Raw genomic sequence first — 19,771 nt, forward strand, 5'->3', positions numbered from 1 at the left:
AACACCTATCAGTTTAACTTTATATTAAAACCTTATGAAAAATCTAAAAAAACTTAACAGACAAGAACAAAAAGCAATTAATGGCGGAGCTCTTAAAAGATGCACCAGCCACGCACAATGTTTTGGAGCATGGTGCTGCAATGGAATCTGTGTACCGCAAGCTTGTATTGAAGATTAATTTAAATCAAATACCATGAAAAATGTAAATTTAAAAAAACTGGACAGACTGATGCAAAAAGAAATAAATGGCAGCGGGCTTATCAGAAAGTGCAAAGATTCAACTCAATGCTGGGCTGGAGAATGCTGTAGCGGAGGAATGTGTATAGTATCTCCCTTTCCTGTTTGCGAACCGCTTGAATAAAAAACTTATTTTTTTTAAAACTAATTTAAACATCTGTCCCCCACAGATGTTTTTTCATTAATATCCCCTATAGATCAATCCTAATTACCACACATCACAAGAATAAAACTTTAATAAATCCTTAATTTTGCCACATCATTGGGCAATTCTAAAAAATTGAATTATTTTTGCGTATCCAAAAATCTCACGTTTTGAATTATACTGACGAACTTATCTTAAATCCTGCCGACATTGCCGAAACTCTTAGCGATCTTCCTGCTGATGAGAGGCTATTGGCATTTTTGAAAGTTCCCAAAGAATACAAAGCAGAGGTATTCTCTCATCTCGATCCGGACTTCCAGGAAGAAACTATCAGAAGTATTGGAAGTGATGATGTTTCAGAGATCCTGAATGCGATGACTCCAGATGACAGGACGGCACTGTTTGAAGATTTTCCGGATGAACTTATTAAATATTCCATCAATCATCTTAACCCACAGGAAAGAAGGATTGCATTGAAACTTTTGGGATACCATTCTGATTCCATTGCCCGATTAATGACCCCCTACTACATCCAGATCCGTAAGGAGTGGACAGTAAAGAAATGTCTGCAACAGATCAAGAAGGTTGGAAAAAGGGTTGAAACAATGAACCATCTTTATGTGGTGGATGAAAGAAACCGTTTAATTGATGACTTAGCAGTCGGAAGTCTATTATTAGCAGAGGAAGACACTTTGGTATCTGATCTCACTGATAATCATTTTGTGGCTATAACAACGATGACCTCAAAAGAGGATGCCGTTACATATTTTGAAAAATACGACCGTACTGCACTTCCTATTATCACTGAATCAGGCGTCCTTGTAGGGATTGTAACTATTGATGACATCCTTGACCAGATCGAACAACAAAACACGGAAGACATCCAGAAATTTGGGGGTCTTGAAGCATTAGATTTACCTTATACACAAACCTCGCTTATCGAAATGGTAAAAAAGAGAGGAATGTGGTTGATCATATTATTCTTTTCTGAAATGCTCACAGCATCAGCAATGGGATATTTTGAAGACGAAATTCAAAAGGCAGTTGTATTGGCACTGTTTGTTCCATTAATTATTTCCAGTGGTGGAAATTCAGGTTCACAAGCCGCAACGCTTATCATTAGAGCTATGGCACTGCAGGAAATAGGCTTAAAGGACTGGTGGTATGTCATGAAGAAAGAAATCTTTACAGGCCTGTTTTTAGGAGGAATCCTTGGTATTATTGGCTTTTTAAGAATTATGATCTGGCATGAAGCAGGCTTCTTCAGTTACGGTGCCCATTGGGTATATGTAGGTTTAAGTGTCGCGGTTTCTTTAGTGTTAATTGTACTTTGGGGAACACTTTCAGGTTCTATGGTCCCTTTTATATTAAAAAAATTAAAACTTGACCCCGCTACCTCATCCGCCCCTTTTGTAGCTACGTTAGTGGACGTAACAGGATTAATTATTTACTTTTCCGTAGCCGGACTTTTCTTAACCGGTAAACTTTTGTAATTTTAGGCAAAGTCTAAAAATGAAAGTTATTTCTCTGGTACCCTCTATTACGGAGGCTTTATTTGATTTGGGTTTAACTGAAAACGAGATCATTGGAAGAACAAAATTCTGTATTCATCCCCAAGAAAAAGTAAAGAACATTCCGATTATTGGTGGAACAAAAAATCTGAATATTGAAAAGATTAAAAGTCTACACCCTGATCTTATTCTGGCTAATAAAGAAGAAAATATCAAAGAACAGGTAGAAGCTCTAATGGAAGATTTCAAAGTTGTTGTAACAAACGTTGAAACCATTGAAGACAACTATTATCTATTAAAAAATTTAGGAAATATTTTCCATAAAGAAGAAACAGCAAAAACTTACAATCTGAAGATCTATGAGGTTCTAAACCAAGCGAAAATCAATTCAAAAATAAAAGCAGCTTACCTGATCTGGAAAAACCCTTATATGACTATTGGCTCTGATACTTTTATCCATAGAATTTTAACTGAAATTGGTTTTGAGAATAGCTTCAAAGATAAAACCAGATATCCGGAAGTTACCATTGAAGATCTTGCTGATACGGATGTTATCATGCTTTCTTCTGAACCCTTTCCATTTAAAGAAAAACATATTGCAGAGTTAAAAGAATATTATCCCGATAAAAAAATGATGATTGTTGATGGGGAAGCATTTTCCTGGTATGGAACACACATTGCAAAATGTGAAGATTATTTTAAAGAATTGATTACTGAGATAGATTCAGATTCTAAATAATTTATGACTATGCCCATTTCTATTAAATAAATGAATATGTTTTATTGCCCGCAGATACTTTAGAATAAATGCTAAGACCATACAAACAAAAAAACTCCGGCCTGTGACCGGAGTTGTATTTTCTTTAAGATCGATTATAAAATCTTGGAAACTTCTTTACAAAGCCATTCTAATAATTCACGGTCTTCATCCGTAAAAGGATCTATTTTATGAGAATCGATATCGATCTGTCCAACATTTTCTCCATTTTTAAAAATCGGAACTACGATTTCTGCCTTGGTATCAATTGAACAGCTCAAATAATTACTTTCCTGCTTAACATCAGGGACTACATAGGTTTCATTAGAAACTGCAACCTGACCACAAATACCTTTTCCAAATGGAATAATAGTATGATCCGTCTCAGCTCCTACATAAGGACCTAAAATCAATTCCTCCTTATCTCCATTTTTAAAATAGAAACCTGTCCAATTGAAATAGGAAATTTCCTGATCCAGCAGGTGACAAACTTTCTGAAGTTTTTCTTCTGTATTATGTTTTGGGCTTTCAAGAATAGAAGAAAGCCTTTTCTTTAATTCTGACATTATATTGTTGTTTTAAGAGAGTTGTTTTAATGAAAATTCTTCTTTATATCCGAACATCCCACGTTCTTTAATCATTTCCGCAACACCTTCAGGAACCTGAGTTTCCCAGCCTTTGATATTACAAGCAATTTTTCTTAATATTTCTCTGGAATAAATTTCCAGGAACTCCGGATTATAATTTTTAATGTCTACGATACGATTGTTCAATTTGAAGTATTTGTAAAGCTCTTTCAAATTTTCTTCTACCTTAAGCGTAGAAGCATCCAGTAATTCGTGCGTTTCCGGATCTTTATATGGATAAAGATACACTCTCATTCCGTTACGGAAAAACTTACCAAAGGCTTCGAGAATTCCACCTGACAGGTTTTTATAGTATTTCTCATCAAACACCATCAACAGATTATTTACTCCCATTGCCACTCCAATATTTCCGGTAGTATAGGAAGCAAAATAATCGATCAATCGATAGTATTCTGAGAAGTTCGAAACAATTACCGTATATCCTAATTTCCCTAAGATATCCACCCTATCCATAAAATCCCTTTCATCGATATCACCATCAGCCCGAAGGTTGGAAATTGTAATTTCAATTAAAATTTCGGTTTGTTCCTGGGTACAAGCAGCATCTTTCATAAACATATCTATACCATTTTGCAGCATGTCAATATTTACTTTGGTTACTGGTCTGAAACTTCCCCTTACCGCAAAAATATTTTTCTTGTAAAGAATATCTGCCGGTAACATATTATTACCCTGGCTATTGAAAATAACAGCATCAGTCATGTTATTTTTCACCAGTTGTAAAGACATCAATCTGTTATCCACATAGTCGAAGGCAGGACCACTGAAATCGATCATATCAATTTCAAGATTGTCAGTCGCTACATCATCATATAAAGACTCAATTAATGTTCGTGGATTGTCATAATAAGTAAAGGCTCCGAAAATAAGATTTACCCCTAAATTTCCAAGAGTTTCCTGCTGTAAAGTAGCATCATTCTCTTTGAATTTTACGTGGATAACAATTTCGTTATAGTCCTCATTTTCTTTTACCTGAAAACGGATTCCTACCCAACCGTGCCCTTTAAGGGTCTTATCAAAATTAATGGTAGTTACCGTATTAGCATAGGAAAAAAACTTTCTGTTTGGGCTGTTTTCTCTGGAAATCCTTTCTTCTATCAATGCAACTTCATATCGAAGCATTTTGCGAAGTCGGTTCTGAGTAACATACCTGTTTTTAGCCTCTTTCCCATAAATGGCATCACTAAAATCTTTGTCATATGCAGACATCGCCTTAGCAATTGTACCGGAAGCCCCACCTGCTCTAAAAAAATGTCGAACAGTCTCCTGCCCTGCTCCAATTTCCGCGAAAGTACCATAAATAGTAGGATCTAGATTAATTGTTAATGCTTTTTGTTTAGGAGTTAGTTTCTGATACATTAGGACATTAAATTTTTTGTAAATTTACCAAAATAATACCAACCTCAAAACAAAATGAAGTTGAAATTTTTAGGAACTGGTACTTCTCAGGGCGTACCCGTTATTGGCTGTACTTGTGAGGTCTGTACTTCGGATAATCCAAAAGACAATCGCTTGCGATCTTCCGTAATGATCTCTACAGAAGAAAACAGAAAAATACTCATCGACTGCGGCCCGGATTTCAGGCAGCAGATGTTGGTAAACCACGAAAATACAGTAGATATCGCTCTAATTACCCATGAGCATAATGATCATATCATCGGGCTAGATGATATGCGGCCACTTATTTTCAAAAGTGGCGAAAACATGCCTATTTACTGTAATAAAAGAGTAGGAAATGAAATTAGAGAGCGCTTTCCTTATGCTTTTGCCGACGTGAGATATCCCGGCGCCCCAGCTTTTGATCTTCATGAAATTGAAAATAAACCTTTTCATATTTTAGATGCAGAGATAACTCCAATCGAGGTAATGCACCATCAAATAGCTATCTTTGGATATAAGTTCAAAAAACTGGCCTACATCACGGATGCCAGCTTTATTTCTGAAACTGAAAAAGAAAAATTAAAAGATCTTGATGTTTTAATTTTAAATGTCATCCGAAAATTTGATCCCCATCCGGCTCATTTTATTCTTCCAGATGCTATCCAGCTCCATGAAGAACTAAAACCTAAACAATTATTTCTTACTCATATAAGCCATCACCTAGGTTTGCATGATGTTGAAGATAAACTACTTCCACCCGGAATGCACCTTGCTTACGACGGTTTGGAAATAAAATTTTAAAGAAAAGTTCATAAAAAGTTTTTAAATTTTCAGAAAAGTTTCTATATTTGCACACCAATTTAAAACAAGCCCAGTTGGCGGAATTGGTAGACGCGCTAGACTCAAACTCTAGTATCGAAAGATGTACCAGTTCGATTCTGGTACTGGGTACAAGACCGGAAAGAGGTGATAATTCACTTTCTTTTCGGTTTTTTTTAGTTCGTAACTCATTGTTAACCTGATAGATATAGGACAGTAAAACGTTGGCTCGAATAGTTCGATAATGATTTTCAAAAAATTCCAATTTTTCAGGGAATATCGAACTAATAATCTTACGTTTTAAGTCAATATCCCCATCAGAATAGACTTTAGCAAGATTTACAACGTTCGATAATGCATGCTCAAGGAGTTTCGGAAAATCTATTTTCTTTTTATCTTTTACTTTGGTCAATTTGCTTTCTAACTTTTCAATTTGGTCTTTGCAATCAGTCTTAATTTCGAAGTACTCATCGTCATCAATGACATCTTCCAACAGTTTATTTCGTGCCGACTTTAACCTGTTATTCAATCCATCTATTTCCAGTAATATCTTTTTTCTTTCATGTTGAGGATTATTGATAAACTTCTCAAAGTTCTGTTTCAAGACTCTACTCAAATATTTTTTAATGGGCTCTCTCATTTCTAAAGCTTGAAGTATTTCCAAAAATTTATTGTTGATAATCTCTGCCTTATACCGATATCCGCATGGTGACTGACAGTGATAGTAATAATATTTCTTCGAGTGTCCTGTAGATGCACTCCCTGTTATCAAATGACCACAGTCTGGACAGATAAGGAATCCTCTCAAAGGAAGATTATCGTCAGATAAAACTTTAACATTGGGTCTGGATAGATTTGCATTGCCATCCATTATATTTTGTACTCTTTCGAATAATTCTTCACTTATCAAAGGTTCGTGAATACTAGAAACAAAATGTGCCTCCTCTTCATTAAATTGTTCTACATGTATTTTTCCGCAATATGCAGGATTTCGTAAACCAGCAAGAAAAGCACTGACTTTTACAGTTTTTCCTTCCCGTTTGTTCATCATATCCATAATTTGGCTCGCAGAAAAAACACCTTTCGCCATCTCGTTAAATGCCCATTTCATATTGGAAGCTTCCGGTTCTTTTGGAGCTACATACTTCTTTCCATTTTCCGTGATCTTATTTGCATATCCATAAGGTGCTCTACCCATCAATCTTCCTTCTTTCTTGGCACGTCTCATTCCATAGTAAGTATTTAAGGCACGCCTGTCGTTTTCAACTTCTGGCGCAGCAAGATATATTGCCAGCATCATCTTGTTTTCAGGAATTGAAAGGTCCAACGGTTGTTCAATGGCTTGCAGTTCAACATTAAGCTTTTTAAGAATATTGATCATTTGGTAGGCATCACCAGCATTTCTGCTAAAACGATCCCATTTTGTGAATAATACTAAATTTGTTTTTGAACTCTTTTTCTTAAGCATATCAAGTAATTTCATCCATTCAGGTCGATTGAAAGTCTTGGCCGAAAAATCCTCATAGATGATTTGACCAACAATCATATTGTTATTGTCACAATAGCGTCTCAATCTCTCTTCCTGGTCTCTCTGGGAATATCCTTTATCCGCCTGCTCATCAGTTGACACACGAATATATAAATCGGCTTTTTTCATCTTTAAAATCTTACAATATATTATTCATCTAAAAAACGTTTTACGGTAATTTCTAAAAGCATTTTTAGAAATGCTGTTATTTGCTCAGCTTCTTCAATAGTTAATTCGATTCCCTCTTCTTCCTTGAATAATTTGATAACTTCGTCAATGCTTATATTTTTAATTTCAATATTCCTTTCCATAACCGATATCTTTTAAATAAAAATATTCGGCACATCCAATGGTAATGAATTAAGACTTCCATATGAATCACTTGTCTTTGAAGTGCTAATTATTCTTGAATTTCAAAATATTTCAATATTGCCTTGTAGTTATCCTGAGCAGTAAGGCAAGTATCTAAAAGGTAACCTCTAATATTTTCCCATTCTTGCAATCCTCGGTAATAAAATAGCTTAAGCTCTTCATCAATAATAAATGGAACAACGTTGTTAGCTAAGCATTCTTTAAACATAATCAATCTACCGACACGCCCATTTCCGTCCTGAAAAGGATGAATGATTTCGAACTGATAGTGAAAGGCAATGATATCCTCAATTGTCTTATTTGAAATATCGTTGTATTCGGATAATATATCTTTCATTTTAGCCGCAACTTTGCTTGGCGGAGTAGTTCCTTTTCCACCCACTTCATTTGGTAATTTTTTATATTCACCAACATTAAACCAGCCTTTTGCACTGTCTGAAGTTCCTGACTTTAGCAAGAAATGAAGCTCTTTTATCAAAGATTCAGTTAGTTTTGATTTTGCTTTATCAATTATGAGATCAATGGCTCGAAAGTGATTCGTTGTCTCTATAATGTCATCCACATTGATACTTTCCTTAGATACTCCGACAGTATTTGTTTCAAAAATATATCTTGTCTGATCAAGCGTTAGCCTGCTTCCTTCTATCCTATTTGAATTATATGTCAGATCAATCTGTGTTCGATGGTAGATTCCTCCTTTTAGCTTCATTTCTTTTTCCTCCTTAAGTTTATTTAAGAGAACATTATTGCTAAACTTTTTTTTACTTTCTTTGGAAGGAGGTAATGCATCCTCCGGGATATTCCAGGTTTTACCTGTTAAAAATGATCCACTAATCCTTCCTTGAGAACAGTAATTCCTGACAGTTCTTTGAGGCATGTTCCATTTTTTGGAAAATTCTGCTACTGAAATATATTTCATAGTATTTACTAAATCGCCTACATCGGCAAAAATTAAACATTTTAACAAAACAAATGTAAGTTTTATTGCCGTTAAAGGCAAATGATATTAGTAATAAATAGCACTATTGATAAATAAAAAAAATATGTTTACAGAAAACGTTAAAAATAATTTGACTTTTATACTTAGTCTGAGTCTTTAAAAATTCTTTCTAACAAGATAATATTTTTAAATGCTCCAGCTTATTGATGATCGTTTCCAGATCACTCTCCGCGTAGCGGTGATCTTGTTTTAAATCAAGGAATTCGAGAACATAATGGCTTTTGAGCAGATCGGTCGGCCTTTCTATAATTTGATCTTTTTTAGCCAATTGCTTTATATCGTCCTTATTCTTACTCAAAGCAAATCTTCCGTATAATGCAGAATTAAATTTCTGCGAAAATTCTCTGACACTCCAATTGTTTTGAGTCGCACCTATTTCAAAAATTTCTCTCATTCTCATCTTCAATTTTCATCAGCTGAATGTAATGAGACCAGGACAATGTAAATGCAGAGGCACAAGACGGTATTTATAATTTAAATCTTCCACAGAAATACGAGACCGTGTTTCGTATTTTCCGGAAGTTCCCTTCATTTACTGGAAACTTCTCTTTTGGAACATTAGCTTTAGAAATAAATTATGCTTTTAATAATAGATCAGGTTCACTCTTGATTATTGAATTCATTAATATTTTCACAATCAACCGGTAAAAAGGCAGCTAAGGTATATCGGTCATCAATTTCTTCACTCACCCAAAAGACTACGGCATAAACGGCTTCCTCCCTGAAGGTACCCTCCAATTATTCCGTTTCCTTTTGGCTTTCAGCATTGACCGCTTTGATTATCTGCTTTCTTTTTTCCGGTTTTCTTTTGAAAAAATTCAGCGAAGCCTGAAGGGTTTTTAGGGGATGGGTCGGAGAAGAGATTGAGAACAAATCAAAATGTACAATCTTTAAAAACCTACGGTTATGAACATTATCGGAAGACCGACAAGGGATGCGGAATTGCGCAACTTGCCAAATGAAAAACAGGTAGTCAATTTTTCAATTGCTATAAACAACAACTATCGCAACAAACAAGGCGAACGAATCGAACAAACCACCTATTTTGAATGCGCCTATTGGATTTCTCCGAAAATTGCCGACTTTTTAACAAAAGGTACTTTGGTGGAATTAAGCGGAAGAACTTATACATCTGCATGGTTAGGAAAAGACGGAAAACCTCATGCAGGATTAAATTTCCACACCTCACAGATCAAAATTCACAGCAGTACTAAGCGAAGTGAAAAAATTTCTACTGAGTCGAATAAAAAAGATAGGAAGGAAATTTCCAAATCCAATGACAGCAATAAAGATGATGATCTCCCATTTTAAAACCATCAAATACAATTTTCTAACAATCAAAATATCAATATCATGGCACATAATTTAATCAACGACAGAACAGGAAAATATTCATTTTTCAGTGTAAGAGAAAAAGCATGGCACAGCTTGGGGCAGGTGGTACAGGAATATCCGACAAGTGAAGAAGCCATCAAATTTGCAGGACTTGACTATGAGGTAGAGAAAGCACCTCTTTTTACAAAAGGTTCAAGCATTAAAGAAAATACTGACGGAATAGAAATGTTCGTTTCTGAATTGAATGTCCCCAACCACTTTGCCAACATCCGAACCGACAATAATACAGTGTTGGGTGTGGTTGGTAAAGATTACCACATCGTACAAAACCGTGAAGCCTTTTATTTTTTGATGCCATCGTAGGAGGTGAAAATGGAATTTCGTATGAAACTGCAGGAGCTTTAGGCAATGGCGAACGCATCTTTATTACGGCAAAACTACCCGATTACATTCGTGTTGGCAACGGCGACGATATTACAGAAAAATATATTTTCCTTACCACCTCCCATGATGGTAGCAGAAGTATCACCGCCGCATTTACACCTGTGCGCATCGTTTGTCAAAACACCTTGAATGCTTCTTTAAAAAATATGAGCAATGTTGTACGCATCAGACATACCGCAGGAGCAAAACAGCGCTTGGAAGATGCCCTATAAAGTCATGGGCTTAGCCAATAAATTGAGTACAGAATTGGAAAGCAAGTTTAATCATTGGGCAAAAATAACGGTCGGTGATGATGAAATGAAAAAACTGATCCAATTGGCACTCAGAAACCTTACAACATCTGCAAAAAGGAAATTTTGATGATTTGTCAACTGTCTTTAAAAATATCGTTGATGATGCTTTTGCGAATGTCATATAAAGTGAAAGCCAACAGATGAAACCAAAGAAACATTGTATGGCGCTTATAATATCGTGACAGGATATTTTCAAAATGTCAGAAGCTATAAAGACAACGAAGCTAAACTGAAATCTATTGTTTTGGGTGGTACCGCACAACTGAAATCTCAAAAAGCTTTTGACTTATGTGAAACTTTTTCCCGTTTGGGTTCAAATTCTCTAATAATGAACTAATCTAAAGTTTGAATTTTTTAAGCACGGGAAATCTGAGTCTCTGCCGTGCAAGAGCAATTAAAATGAATTACAACATCGTTAATGAGATAAAACTAACATATACCAGAAAAGGAAATTCTGAAAAAATCATCACTACATCACGAGACGCAGTAAAAGTATTTCGTCAACACTTTGATACAGAAGAAGTGGATTATAGGGAATCTTTTTATGCACTCTATCTCAATCAGGCAAATAAAGTTTTAGGAATAAAAAAAATCTCTGAATGTGGTATTGCTTCAACGGTTGTAGACGTAAGAATTATTATGCAAGCTGCCTTACTTTGTAATGCTACGGGTCTCATCTTAGCACATAATCACCCATCTGGAAATTTGAAACCTTCAGCAGAAGACATAAAAGTAACGGAAAATATTAAACGTGCTTCAGAGTTTCTTAATATAAAACTGTTAGACCATTGTATTTTAACATCAACCCAATATATATCCTTTGCAGATAATGGGCATTTATAAAAAATAGTCAAGAAAAACGGCAATTTTGAGGTTGCTGTTTTTTAATCTCGAGCGAAAAGACAATTCCTTTCAATGGTCGGAAACGTCATTTCGCAAATAAAATAATATAGCTCCTATGATCAACCATGCAATACCATCTAAATCATAAAAGTTATATATATGATTAGAATTCAATATCTAATTAGATGATTAGGGGATTTGAGAATCCTTTTGGAATTAAATTGGTTATTAGTTTTTTATAATAGGGTTTACATCTCGCTATAAAGAAATTTACAGTAAACAACAGTTCTATTGTGAAAATACAATCACATTTTTTTAGCATTTTTTATATTTGATGATGTTCTTAGAGGAAGGAAATAAAGTTAAAATTAATATCCCCTGACCTTCTTAAGAAGCTCATGCGGGTATCCTAAGGAAATTGAACTTAGTTCATCCAATTTCTGCATCTGACTGTCAGATAATACGATGGTGGTCGATTTTAGAGCATCATTAAAATGTTCAATTTTACGGGCTCCAACCAAAGGAAAACCATTTTTTGACAAAACCCAAGCTAAAGCAACCTGCCCAGGTGTCGCTTCAAACTCTTCTGCGATTAAAAAAAGTTCATTAATAATTTTTTCTGCAATTTCGTCTTCTTGATACTCTCCATCAGAGTTACGATTTATTCTACCCTTTTCACCTCTCCGATATTTACCCGTAAGTTGCCCACCTGATAACGGCGAATACATCATTGTGCCCAAACCAAAATGTTCTGCCATTTTTATAAATTCCCTATCAGCAGTGCGCTGTAACAAATTATACTCAATTTGCATTGCCGATAATTTTATATAAGATGCTATTGCTGAAGTTTTCCAAGCTGGAAAATTTGATAATCCTGTATATAAAACCTTACCACTGTTTACAAGATCTTCCAGACCTCTGGAAATTTCATCAATTGGTGTAACGCCATCATCATAATGGGGCATGTAAATATCAATATAATCGGTTTTTAATCTTTTGAGACTGGACTCGACCGCCTGTCTCATTGCCTTACGGTGATTTCCAAAATTGCTAATAGCAGGATTAGCCGTATTACTTCTTGTATATTTTGTGGAAATAATAAAATTGCTACGCTGACCTTCTAAAAATTCACCAAGGATTTCTTCGGATTGACCTAACTGATATGCATCTGAAGTATCTATAAAATTGCCACCCGCATCTGCGTAAGCAGTTAATATTTCTTTAGCTTCTACAGGCTCGGCTCCGTAGCCACTTCGGGTTCCAAAATTTGCGGCACCTAAGATAAGTTCGCTGGCATACAATCCTGTTTTTGTTCCAAATAAATTATATTTCATATTCTTAATTATTACTTTACAAAAATAAAAACAGAAAGTATTATGCGCAAGTACGGCTAAATTTACCCATATCAGAATTATTTTTTTATTACTTACATTTGGATTATATTAATGGATAATGTACAAGAAAAAAATACCCGTTTCACTCAATTGTGGACTGCACCTTTTTATGGAAATCATCAATGGGAAATGGAAAATTAGTTTGATATGGTGTATTTATTCAGGCATAAAACGTCCGGGAGAATTACAACGTAAGATACCTAATGCATCCAGAAGGGTTTTAGATACGCAATTGAAACAACTGGTCGATCACGGTATTTTAACGAAGATTATCTATAACGAACTTCCTTTAAAAGTTGAATATGATTTGACTGAGTTGGGTAAATCCCTGATTCCTACAATTAAATCTACTGCTCAGTGGGGTGAAGACCATCGTGAAGAACTGGAAAAGTTAATTCTACCCAATCAATGACTTTTTATATTTTAAAATTAGCGCTCCACAACATTTTGTAGGATTATTGTACTTCACATGGTGTTTCAAATGACCATTTTTCTGTAAAACTGAGCGTACTTGAAGAAAAAATGTTATCGATGAACAATAAAAAAGGCTTATCATATTGATAAGCCTCTAAAATTAGTTTTTATGGTTAAATTGAAAATTGATTTGTTTTTCGTTTCCAAAACCGTCATAAACCCATTATGTTGTGTAATCACTTATGTTAGTGTTCCAGATTTTTTGTCATTTAACACTTAATAATAAATGATAGAGTAATCTGGAACACCACATAATATTTAGAAAATTGCTAGGAAATGGAAAATTAGAACAAAAACCATCATTGATGTGAATTTTATCAAAAGGCTAAAAATACTTAGTGAAAATTCACTAACTATTTTTTACTTGCCTGGCATCACTTTATAAGTTGGATCGGCATGTATATCCACTTCGATAAAGCCATTCGCATTCTCCAATAATTGTATACAGTCGGAACTCAAATGTTTTAGAACTACACCTTTATTATATGTTTTGTATTTTTCAATTACTTTTTTTAGAGCTTCTATGGCTGACATATCTGCTACACGAGATTCTTTAAAATCAATAATGATTTTTTCGGGATCATTCATTGCATCAAATTTGTCAACAAATGCGGTTGTACTTCCAAAGAAAAGCGGCCCGTAAATCTCATACACTTTATTACCAGATTCATCAATTGATTTTTTTGCTCTGATTCTTTTCGCATTATCCCAGGCAAAAACTAAAGCTGATATAATAACGCCAATCAGTACTGCTAAAGCTAGATTATGTAGTAAAACTGTGATTACAGCTACAAGCATGCCCACGAAAATATCTGATTTAGGCATTTTAGTGATGATGCGGAAAGATATCCATTCAAACGTTCCAATAGCCACCATCATCATTACGCCAACCAACGCTGCCATTGGTATTTGTTCGATGATTGGCCCTCCTGCCAGAATGATAATTAAAATAGTCAGCGCTCCTATAATTGCCGAGATTCTGGTTCGTGCTCCAGCACTTATATTTACCAATGTCTGTGCAACCATAGCACATCCTCCCATTCCTCCGAAAAAGCCATTGGTAATATTAGCAACACCCTGCGCACAGGCTTCTCTATTGGAATTACCTTTTGTATTGGTCAACTCATCTACCATATTTAAAGTCAACAAAGACTCAATAAGTCCAACTCCCGCCATGATAGCTGCATAAGGAAAGATAATTTGTAAGGCTTCTATATTAAAGGGGATATTTGGAATATGAAAAGAAGGCAGAGAGCCACTGACAGATGCTATATCTATAACTTTTTTGGTATCTATGTTTAAGAAGTAAACCAGACCGAAAACAATAATGATTGCTACTAGTGAGGATGGAACAGCCTTTGTAATTTTAGGGAAAATAAAAACTATGGCAATGGTCAGAAGTGTCAACCCAGCCATAATTAAAAGGGCAGGTCCTTCCATCCAGGAGCTTACTCCATTTTTTATAACTTTAAACTGTGCTACTTGCGCCATAAAAATGATCACTGCAAGACCATTCAAAAAACCGTACATAACGGGTTGTGGAATTAATCTCACAAATTTGCCGAGCTTTAAAATACCAACTAACAATTGTAGAATTCCTGCTAATATTACCGCCCCAAAAAGGTACTCGACACCATGAGTAGAAGCCAATGCAATCAGTACCACCACAGTCGCACCTGCACCACCAGATACCATTCCCGGTCTTCCACCAAGAAATGCCGTTACTATACCCATCAAAAAGGCAGCATATAAGCCTGTTAATGGTGAAAGTCCTGCCAGAATCGCAAATGACAATGATTCAGGAATCATTGTCATGGCAACAGTTAATCCTGCTAAAATTTCGTTCTTAAAATTTATGTCACGTAATGACTGAAAACTGAAGAAAGTGTTTTCCATATGTATAATCTATATTTTAGCCCATAGTAACACCATGGGAATAATTATTAAAAATCTATTTTGAAAAGTATAAGAAAAATTACCCAAAAGGACTTTTGGATATATAATGAATTATTGGCCTACTAAATTAAGGCGGTGTAACTTGAGAAGATGTAATTTTGAATAATTTCATAAGAGAATACAAATATAAAAAAAATAGACTTAAAATAAGTCTATTTAATGGAATTTCTCTTGCTTCTGATATTGTTTAACGGTAGTACTTTTTCTTTAGCCACAAACTAGCCCTCACCAAAAGTATGAGTACCGGCACTTCAACTAAAGGGCCTATAACACCCACAAAAGCCTGCGGAGAGTTGATGCCAAACACTGCGATTGCGACCGCAATTGCCAGTTCAAAATTGTTTCCTGTGGCAGTAAATGCAATTGAAGCATTTTTGTCGTATGGTACTTTAAGTGATTTGTTAATAAAGAAACTAACAAAAAACATCAGCACAAAATATATGACTAATGGTATGGCTACTTTTACCACATCCATCGGTAGTTCCACTATTTTTTCACCTTTCAGGCTGAACATTAAAACAATGGTAAATAATAATGCATACAACGTTATGGGTGATATTGCGGGTACAAATTTTCTGTTGTACCATTCTGTACCTTTTAATTTAACCAGGAAGTACCGGCTTAAGAAACCAGCCAGAAACGGAATACCTAAATAGATGAGAACACTCTCTGTAACATCCTTCATGGAAACGCTCACATTGAAATTAGCTAATCCTAATTTTCCCGGTAAAACATTAATAAATAACCATACAAAAAAACTGTAGGTGAATATCTGGAAAATACTGTTTAAAGCGACCAATAAGGCGGCATACTCTCTGTTCCCTTTGGCCAGATCGTTCCATACGATAACCATTGCAATACATCTTGCGAGTCCGATGAGGATCAATCCGATCATGTAATCCGGCTCATTTCTTAGGAAAAGAATAGCCAGTACAAACATCAATACAGGACCTATAATCCAATTCAGCAGCAGTGATATGCTAATTACTTTTTTATCTTTGAAGGCTATCGGTAGTAATGAATAATCAACCTTTGCCAGTGGAGGGTACATCATCAATATCAATCCTATGGCTAAAGGAATATTAGTCGTTCCAACGGATAAAGAGTCGGTGACTTTTGAAATGCCCGGAAATAAAAATCCTAAGCCCACGCCGATTGCCATAGCAAGAAATATCCATAAGGTCAGGTATCTGTCGAGAAATTTTAATTTTGGCTGCATACTATTTTAATTTATTCCTATTGTTTTACTTCTTCTTTCCATGATAATCGTGTCACGCCAGATATTTCCAAGCTTGCCTATTTTTTCACGGTGACCTATTAATCGAAATCCGGACCTTTTGTGAAGAGCTACGGTTGCTTCATTTTCAGGAAACATGCCACTTTGCAGTGTCCATATTCCATTACTTTCACTTTCATCTATCAGTTTTAACATCAGGGATTTTCCGACACCTTTTCCCTTATGGGCATTAGAAACGTAGATACTCAATTCTGCCACACCACCATATACACAGCGGTCGCTCACTGCTGACAGTGCAGCCCAACCAACAACGGTATTATTAATAATAGCTGCAAATCGGCTGTGCTTTAATTTACTTTTATCCCAATCCTCCCATACAGGAACCGATGTTTCAAAAGTCGCATGACCTGTTTCAAGACCTTGTCTGTAGATTTCCGCTATTTCTGGAAAATGATCCTTTTTTATCGTTATTATTTCCATTCTATTTGTTTATCTGTGAAAAAACAAAAAACATTTCTACTGCAATCTGCAGACTTCTTTCTGCATAAATCTTAGTCTGTTCAGGGGTATTGTCTGAAGCTTTGGGATCATCATACTTGATAGGAAATCTCGATTCCGCTCCGATTACTAAAGGACAGCCTTCATCGGCATTATTGCAAGTCATAATGGCACCAAACTCATTTTTGGGATTAAATTCATTGCTGTATTCTTTTGAAAAACAAATGACAGGAGCTTCATTCTGAGCATACTTTACCGCATAAACAGGATTTTCGTTTTCACTCAACTTCTGGATTTGAAAACCTTGGGCCATCAATGTCTCAGCCACTTTTGGAAACATTGCAGTACCTTCTGTTCCTCCAGAATAACAAAACGTATTTTTAATTCCAAAATGAAAAGCCATGGTTTGGGCCCAGATCTGAGATAGGTGACTTCTTCGGCTGTTATGAGTGCAGATGAAATTGAGCCTGGTGGTCTGGTCAGTTTTCACTTTGTTTTGTATGTAATCTATTAATGGCTTTAACACAGTTTTTCTCTCTTCTGAGATAGTTTGTATTGAAATTTCCTTAATGGTTTTTAAAATATTCTGGTTCATTTTTACTCATTAAAATTAATAGCCTCTTCTTAAATTTCCTGCATATTCATTGGGCAATGGGCTGTCTTCTACTGCCTTGGCTGCTTTTTCAATATCATAATCAAATCGTATAAATTCAACACCAATACTGTCATTATTCAATATGGAACTATTTTCATTGATGGTCAGCATAACATAAGCGCCCCGAACATCATTATCTTTAGGTTTTCCAACAGAACCGATATTAATTGCATGACGATAATGAGGCAGATCTTCAGTTCCCGAATTTAAAATACGGTGATATGGTTTATGGGTGTGACCAAAACACATAATATCTGCATCTGCTTGTTCTATGATCCGGAGCATGCTCTTTTCCTCCCTGTCCTCAAAAAGATACTCATTGATTTTCCTTGGACTGCCATGTACCAAAAGAAGATTTAGTTTATCCTCATTTAGCTGAAATTCAACTTTGATATGTGCGGGAAGCGATCGCAAATAAGCACGTTCATCATTTTTCATAATAGAGTTTGTAAAAGAAATGGAAATATTACCATTGTCTTTTTCACTATTGGTTTTATAGGCACAGCCGCAGTCGTTACTCATCCGTCCGATGCCAAAATCATAATTACCCGCAATGGTCGGTATTTTCCTTTTACGGATCTCGTTAATGACTTCATTCGGCCAAATGTTGTAACCTACCAAATCTCCCAGACAATAAATGCTATCAGGATCTCTTTTTTCTACGTCCTTAAAGAAGGCTTCCAAAGCAGGTAAATTAGCGTGTATATCACTGAATAATGCAATTTTCATTGTTTCCTTTTTTGATTTTATCTTGGGAATAATTAGCAACAACCGCCTCCAGGCGTACAAGCGTTAGAATTGTTTACCGGTAATTCAGATAAATTCTTCTTTTCCTTTTCAGAAGGAATCCCACAGGCATCCTGAGCCAGACATGCTGTAGTTTTACTTTTCAGAACAAAAACTTTTCCATCAAACTCTAAATCGTATTTACCAATTGTATTGCTTTGGTATTCTACTTCGATCTCGTTGTCTTCAATTCCTAATTTTTCTTCAGATAGTCTGATAATGCTTAATAGTTTTCCCGGTTTCAAACGATGTTCATAATCATCAGCATTCCACAGTTGAAAATTCACTGCCTTTTCATCACGGATTACGCCACCGCAGTCAATGAATTTTTTATTGATCTGTCCGACTTCGGTAACATGGAAATGTTCTGGTACAAATGTTCCGTCTTCTAATTGAAATTCAACATTTTCTAATGTTGGAAGGATTTCTTTAATTTCTGAAAGTTTCATTGTTGTATATTTATAGTTATAATGCAATATTGCGATACTTTTAAACAAAATTTTTTAACAGCATTTTAGCTGGATCTTATTAAAATAGTAATTGAATTTTGGGCTGTAAACCAGTAGATGTAAAAAGCTTATGATGATTGCTCCGGGCAATAAATTTTGAGCAATCAGTTTAAAGCTTTGAAAGCTTTCTCCTTCCTGAAAATTGTTCACTAAAGTAATTCCGTCAGCTTCAAAATTAACTTTGATCACTAAAAATACAGCAATAGCTGCAAAGTGAAAACCGTTTACCAAGAGGTGGATAATATATTCCCAACGAGGAAGACCCCCCATAAACTGCCTGCTGTCTTTCTCGACATATGCATCAATTACCAACGTGATGATATCTGCGACTATCAAAATGGAGCCGAATATAAACCAGTTATTGCTTTCAATATTGATGAACAAAGAAATAAGAATACCCGTAAACAAAATGGCTCTTATCGTATGTGTAAGATGTTCAAATCTACTTTCCTTATGCTCATATAGGCGATATTTGTATAGATGGAGAAATACACCGTCAAATACTGCCAATAGCGAATAGCTGATCAATAATACTGAAGATAAAATGAAAGCAGTTTCCATCATTAACAACATTTTTGATTGGTTACTGTGAATATTATTTTTGAGAAATATTCTTTCAATATATCGAAGGTTTTTTCGTCAATACAGTAACAAACAGAATTGCCTTCAATACTACCCTGTATGAGTCCTGCATTTTTCAATTCTTTCAGATGCTGGGATACTGTTGGCTGTGCCAATGGCAACTCATTGACAATATCTCCGGTTATACAGGTATTGACCTTCAATAAATACTCTATGATAGCAACTCTTGCAGGATGCCCCAAGGCTTTTGCAATAATTGCAATCTGGTTTTGATGGTCTGTAAAATGATCTGTCTTCGTTGCACCCATAATTAATTATTATATTGCAATATTACGATATTATTTTTAAATGTATGTCTTCAAAATAAAA

At 35.3% G+C, this 19,771-nt stretch carries 20 protein-coding genes, 1 tRNA gene and 2 pseudogenes; 8 read left to right on the top strand and 15 right to left on the bottom strand.

Annotated features, from left to right (window positions below; genetic code table 11):
• Positions 1 to 552 precede the first annotated feature (552 nt).
• Together mgtE and J7E44_RS06050 are read left to right on the top strand one after the other, a co-directional pair.
• On the top strand, positions 553 to 1,875 hold the full coding sequence (gene mgtE, locus J7E44_RS06045) for a magnesium transporter (RefSeq protein ID WP_214826570.1): 1,323 nt from the start codon (positions 553 to 555) through the stop codon (positions 1,873 to 1,875).
• Between the two features lie 19 nt (positions 1,876 to 1,894).
• Positions 1,895 to 2,632: an ABC transporter substrate-binding protein gene (locus J7E44_RS06050; RefSeq protein ID WP_214826573.1), complete on the top strand. Its 738-nt coding sequence runs from the start codon at positions 1,895 to 1,897 to the stop codon at positions 2,630 to 2,632.
• A gap of 134 nt (positions 2,633 to 2,766) precedes the next feature.
• Here the strand turns inward: J7E44_RS06050 and J7E44_RS06055 are convergent, their stop codons facing one another.
• On the bottom strand, positions 2,767 to 3,216 hold the full coding sequence (locus tag J7E44_RS06055; RefSeq protein ID WP_214826577.1) for an XrtF-associated fRMsr-like GAF protein: 450 nt from the start codon (positions 3,214 to 3,216) through the stop codon (positions 2,767 to 2,769).
• Positions 3,217 to 3,228: 12 nt separating this feature from the next.
• On the bottom strand, positions 3,229 to 4,656 hold the full coding sequence (locus J7E44_RS06060; RefSeq protein WP_214826580.1) for a TonB-dependent receptor: 1,428 nt from the start codon (positions 4,654 to 4,656) through the stop codon (positions 3,229 to 3,231).
• A 54-nt stretch (positions 4,657 to 4,710) separates the two neighbouring features.
• On the opposite strand from J7E44_RS06060, the gene J7E44_RS06065 reads away from it, so the two are divergent.
• Together J7E44_RS06065 and J7E44_RS06070 are read left to right on the top strand one after the other, a co-directional pair.
• Positions 4,711 to 5,478 (top strand): MBL fold metallo-hydrolase, encoded by a 768-nt coding sequence (locus J7E44_RS06065; RefSeq protein WP_214826583.1) that lies wholly within the window; start codon positions 4,711 to 4,713, stop codon positions 5,476 to 5,478.
• A gap of 68 nt (positions 5,479 to 5,546) precedes the next feature.
• A tRNA-Leu gene (locus tag J7E44_RS06070) sits at positions 5,547 to 5,628 on the top strand.
• Positions 5,629 to 6,217: 589 nt separating this feature from the next.
• Here the strand turns inward: J7E44_RS06070 and J7E44_RS24225 are convergent.
• The 4 genes and pseudogenes from J7E44_RS24225 to J7E44_RS06090 form a co-directional block, all read right to left on the bottom strand.
• A pseudogene (locus tag J7E44_RS24225) lies at positions 6,218 to 7,153 on the bottom strand (recombinase family protein); the annotation flags it as partial.
• Between the two features lie 20 nt (positions 7,154 to 7,173).
• A complete protein-coding gene (locus J7E44_RS06080; protein WP_214826586.1) occupies positions 7,174 to 7,335 on the bottom strand; it encodes a hypothetical protein in 162 nt (53 codons plus the stop codon).
• Positions 7,336 to 7,424: 89 nt separating this feature from the next.
• Entirely contained in the window at positions 7,425 to 8,315 is an 891-nt protein-coding gene (locus J7E44_RS24085) for a Fic family protein (protein ID WP_214826589.1), read from the bottom strand.
• Between the two features lie 190 nt (positions 8,316 to 8,505).
• Complete coding sequence (locus tag J7E44_RS06090) at positions 8,506 to 8,790, bottom strand: hypothetical protein (protein ID WP_214826592.1); 285 nt, start codon at positions 8,788 to 8,790, stop codon at positions 8,506 to 8,508.
• A gap of 512 nt (positions 8,791 to 9,302) precedes the next feature.
• On the opposite strand from J7E44_RS06090, the gene J7E44_RS06095 reads away from it, so the two are divergent.
• The 3 genes and pseudogenes from J7E44_RS06095 (at position 9,303) to J7E44_RS06105 (ending at position 11,311) form a co-directional block, all read left to right on the top strand.
• Positions 9,303 to 9,707 carry a single-stranded DNA-binding protein gene (locus J7E44_RS06095; protein WP_214826594.1) on the top strand — a complete coding sequence of 135 codons (405 nt, stop codon included), beginning with the start codon at positions 9,303 to 9,305 and terminating at the stop codon, positions 9,705 to 9,707.
• Between the two features lie 42 nt (positions 9,708 to 9,749).
• Positions 9,750 to 10,805, top strand: a pseudogene (locus J7E44_RS06100) (DUF932 domain-containing protein).
• A 62-nt stretch (positions 10,806 to 10,867) separates the two neighbouring features.
• Entirely contained in the window at positions 10,868 to 11,311 is a 444-nt protein-coding gene (locus tag J7E44_RS06105; protein ID WP_214826597.1) for a JAB domain-containing protein, read from the top strand.
• A 368-nt stretch (positions 11,312 to 11,679) separates the two neighbouring features.
• On the opposite strand, the gene J7E44_RS06110 is transcribed toward J7E44_RS06105, so the two are convergent.
• Complete coding sequence (locus J7E44_RS06110; RefSeq protein WP_214826600.1) at positions 11,680 to 12,645, bottom strand: aldo/keto reductase; 966 nt, start codon at positions 12,643 to 12,645, stop codon at positions 11,680 to 11,682.
• A 118-nt stretch (positions 12,646 to 12,763) separates the two neighbouring features.
• Here J7E44_RS06110 and J7E44_RS06115 point away from each other — a divergent pair, with 118 nt between their 5' ends.
• Entirely contained in the window at positions 12,764 to 13,117 is a 354-nt protein-coding gene (locus tag J7E44_RS06115) for a winged helix-turn-helix transcriptional regulator (protein ID WP_214826603.1), read from the top strand.
• Positions 13,118 to 13,539: 422 nt separating this feature from the next.
• Here J7E44_RS06115 and J7E44_RS06120 read toward each other — a convergent pair whose 3' ends face one another.
• The 8 genes from J7E44_RS06120 to J7E44_RS06155 all read right to left on the bottom strand — a co-directional run bounded on the left by J7E44_RS06120 (position 13,540) and on the right by J7E44_RS06155 (position 19,710).
• Positions 13,540 to 15,075 (bottom strand): SulP family inorganic anion transporter, encoded by a 1,536-nt coding sequence (locus tag J7E44_RS06120; protein ID WP_214826606.1) that lies wholly within the window; start codon positions 15,073 to 15,075, stop codon positions 13,540 to 13,542.
• Between the two features lie 247 nt (positions 15,076 to 15,322).
• Complete coding sequence (arsB, locus tag J7E44_RS06125) at positions 15,323 to 16,354, bottom strand: ACR3 family arsenite efflux transporter (RefSeq protein ID WP_214826609.1); 1,032 nt, start codon at positions 16,352 to 16,354, stop codon at positions 15,323 to 15,325.
• 6 nt (positions 16,355 to 16,360) lie between these two features.
• A complete protein-coding gene (locus tag J7E44_RS06130; protein ID WP_214826612.1) occupies positions 16,361 to 16,852 on the bottom strand; it encodes a GNAT family N-acetyltransferase in 492 nt (163 codons plus the stop codon).
• A 1-nt stretch (position 16,853) separates the two neighbouring features.
• Positions 16,854 to 17,465 carry an arsenate-mycothiol transferase ArsC gene (locus J7E44_RS06135; RefSeq protein ID WP_214826614.1) on the bottom strand — a complete coding sequence of 204 codons (612 nt, stop codon included), beginning with the start codon at positions 17,463 to 17,465 and terminating at the stop codon, positions 16,854 to 16,856.
• 15 nt (positions 17,466 to 17,480) lie between these two features.
• On the bottom strand, positions 17,481 to 18,254 hold the full coding sequence (locus J7E44_RS06140) for a metallophosphoesterase family protein (protein WP_214826616.1): 774 nt from the start codon (positions 18,252 to 18,254) through the stop codon (positions 17,481 to 17,483).
• A gap of 32 nt (positions 18,255 to 18,286) precedes the next feature.
• Entirely contained in the window at positions 18,287 to 18,760 is a 474-nt protein-coding gene (locus tag J7E44_RS06145) for a DUF6428 family protein (RefSeq protein WP_214826618.1), read from the bottom strand.
• A 54-nt stretch (positions 18,761 to 18,814) separates the two neighbouring features.
• Entirely contained in the window at positions 18,815 to 19,384 is a 570-nt protein-coding gene (locus J7E44_RS06150) for a hypothetical protein (protein WP_214826620.1), read from the bottom strand.
• Complete coding sequence (locus tag J7E44_RS06155) at positions 19,384 to 19,710, bottom strand: ArsR/SmtB family transcription factor (protein WP_214826623.1); 327 nt, start codon at positions 19,708 to 19,710, stop codon at positions 19,384 to 19,386. The genes J7E44_RS06150 and J7E44_RS06155 overlap by 1 nt, the downstream gene beginning before the upstream one ends.
• Positions 19,711 to 19,771: the final 61 nt, after the last annotated feature.

Source organism: Chryseobacterium sp. ISL-6 (assembly GCF_018613715.1).
Lineage (GTDB): Bacteria > Bacteroidota > Bacteroidia > Flavobacteriales > Weeksellaceae > Chryseobacterium > Chryseobacterium paludis.

Excerpts from the sequence above, each read along its gene's own strand:
- J7E44_RS06080 (WP_214826586.1), bottom strand. The coding sequence starts at position 7,335 with ATGGAAAGGAATATTGAAATTAAAAATATAAGCATTGACGAAGTTATC.
- J7E44_RS06120 (WP_214826606.1), bottom strand. The coding sequence starts at position 15,075 with ATGGAAAACACTTTCTTCAGTTTTCAGTCATTACGTGACATAAATTTT.
- J7E44_RS06060 (WP_214826580.1), bottom strand. The coding sequence starts at position 4,656 with ATGTATCAGAAACTAACTCCTAAACAAAAAGCATTAACAATTAATCTA.
- J7E44_RS06055 (WP_214826577.1), bottom strand. The coding sequence starts at position 3,216 with ATGTCAGAATTAAAGAAAAGGCTTTCTTCTATTCTTGAAAGCCCAAAA.
- J7E44_RS24085 (WP_214826589.1), bottom strand. The coding sequence starts at position 8,315 with ATGAAATATATTTCAGTAGCAGAATTTTCCAAAAAATGGAACATGCCT.
- J7E44_RS06105 (WP_214826597.1), top strand. The coding sequence starts at position 10,868 with ATGAATTACAACATCGTTAATGAGATAAAACTAACATATACCAGAAAA.
- J7E44_RS06155 (WP_214826623.1), bottom strand. The coding sequence starts at position 19,710 with ATGGGTGCAACGAAGACAGATCATTTTACAGACCATCAAAACCAGATT.
- J7E44_RS06095 (WP_214826594.1), top strand. The coding sequence starts at position 9,303 with ATGAACATTATCGGAAGACCGACAAGGGATGCGGAATTGCGCAACTTG.
- J7E44_RS06135 (WP_214826614.1), bottom strand. The coding sequence starts at position 17,465 with ATGAACCAGAATATTTTAAAAACCATTAAGGAAATTTCAATACAAACT.
- J7E44_RS06050 (WP_214826573.1), top strand. The coding sequence starts at position 1,895 with ATGAAAGTTATTTCTCTGGTACCCTCTATTACGGAGGCTTTATTTGAT.
- J7E44_RS06110 (WP_214826600.1), bottom strand. The coding sequence starts at position 12,645 with ATGAAATATAATTTATTTGGAACAAAAACAGGATTGTATGCCAGCGAA.
- J7E44_RS06065 (WP_214826583.1), top strand. The coding sequence starts at position 4,711 with ATGAAGTTGAAATTTTTAGGAACTGGTACTTCTCAGGGCGTACCCGTT.
- J7E44_RS06145 (WP_214826618.1), bottom strand. The coding sequence starts at position 18,760 with ATGAAACTTTCAGAAATTAAAGAAATCCTTCCAACATTAGAAAATGTT.
- J7E44_RS06090 (WP_214826592.1), bottom strand. The coding sequence starts at position 8,790 with ATGAGAGAAATTTTTGAAATAGGTGCGACTCAAAACAATTGGAGTGTC.
- arsB (WP_214826609.1), bottom strand. The coding sequence starts at position 16,354 with ATGCAGCCAAAATTAAAATTTCTCGACAGATACCTGACCTTATGGATA.
- J7E44_RS06140 (WP_214826616.1), bottom strand. The coding sequence starts at position 18,254 with ATGAAAATTGCATTATTCAGTGATATACACGCTAATTTACCTGCTTTG.
- J7E44_RS06115 (WP_214826603.1), top strand. The coding sequence starts at position 12,764 with ATGTACAAGAAAAAAATACCCGTTTCACTCAATTGTGGACTGCACCTT.
- J7E44_RS06130 (WP_214826612.1), bottom strand. The coding sequence starts at position 16,852 with ATGGAAATAATAACGATAAAAAAGGATCATTTTCCAGAAATAGCGGAA.
- J7E44_RS06150 (WP_214826620.1), bottom strand. The coding sequence starts at position 19,384 with ATGATGGAAACTGCTTTCATTTTATCTTCAGTATTATTGATCAGCTAT.